This is a genomic window from Bacteroides sp. 1_1_30, assembly GCF_020982715.1.
Taxonomy (GTDB): Bacteria; Bacteroidota; Bacteroidia; order Bacteroidales; family Bacteroidaceae; genus Bacteroides; species Bacteroides xylanisolvens.
Genome location: NZ_JAJKHN010000220.1, coordinates 1 through 1,157, shown reverse-complemented (window position 1 = coordinate 1,157; position 1,157 = coordinate 1). Strand labels below are relative to the sequence as shown.

Below are 1,157 nucleotides of genomic sequence, written 5' to 3'. Positions count from 1 at the left end.
AGGGCGGAACTGTATACAATTATGCCCTTTCAGGGCGCAAATTCAGATTGTCGTTTTTACGTAGGGCGTTGCCCTACGCTATATAATTAAGCCCTTTCAGGGCACTCCGCAAAATTATCATTTATCGTTCAAACAAATATTTTTTCTCCACAGCTTGCCGATAAGATTCAACCAATTCATTCATCACCTCTGCCACCGACTGTCGACGGGATATTATTGCCGAGACCTGGCCTATTTCCAGTTCACCTTCTTCCAAGTCACCTTCGAAGATACCTTTCTTAGCACGTCCGCGTCCGAGCAAAGTTCTTAATTCCTCGGAAGTTGCACCACTATCTTCAGCCTTCTCCACCGCTTCACGAAAAGCATTTTTTACCAATCGTGTCGGAGCCAGCTTTTTCAACAACAACTTAGTATCCCCTTCACCGAGACTCAAGCAATAATCTTTAAATACCGGACTCGCTGAACTTTCTTCAGTCAGCGCAAAACGTGTTCCTATTTGCACACCTTCCGCCCCCAACACCATAGCAGCCAGTATTCCTTCTCCTGTACCAATACCTCCCGCGGCTATCAAAGGCAATGTAGTAGCCTCACGCACAGCAGGAATCAAACAGAAAGTCGTTGTTTCCTCCCGTCCATTATGCCCTCCGGCTTCGAAACCTTCAGCTACTACTGCATCCACCCCGGCTTCTTCACATTTCACAGCAAAACGAGCAGATGAAACGACATGAACAACTATTATTCCACGCTCCTTCAACCATCCGGTCCACGTTTTCGGGTTTCCGGCAGAGGTAAAAACAATCTTCACTCCCTCTTCCACTACAATATTCATAATCTCTTCTATTTGGGGATACATCAAAGGGATATTCACTCCAAAGGGAAATTTTGTGGCCGCATTACATTTACGGATATGTTCACGTAAAGTGTCCGGATGCATAGAACCGGCACCGATCAATCCCAATCCGCCGGCATTGCTCACGGCAGAAGCAAGACGCCAACCGCTACACCACACCATACCACCTTGAATAATAGGATATTGAATACCCAGAAGGGAAGTAATTCTATTCATAATTAATAATTTATGGTTCTTCGTCAAATTTGGTGGTAAATTCTTTATCTCTTTATTTCCAAGTTAATAATTATCCCTTTTTACTCACTTT

The 1,157-nt window shown here is 44.3% G+C and carries 1 protein-coding gene; it reads right to left on the bottom strand.

What is annotated here, in order from left to right; translation table 11 throughout:
* Positions 1 to 121: 121 nt before the first annotated feature.
* On the bottom strand, positions 122 to 1,066 hold the full coding sequence (locus LPH68_RS26305; RefSeq protein WP_151935389.1) for a nitronate monooxygenase family protein: 945 nt from the start codon (positions 1,064 to 1,066) through the stop codon (positions 122 to 124).
* Positions 1,067 to 1,157: the final 91 nt, after the last annotated feature.

Excerpts from the sequence above, each read along its gene's own strand:
- LPH68_RS26305 (WP_151935389.1), bottom strand. The coding sequence starts at position 1,066 with ATGAATAGAATTACTTCCCTTCTGGGTATTCAATATCCTATTATTCAA.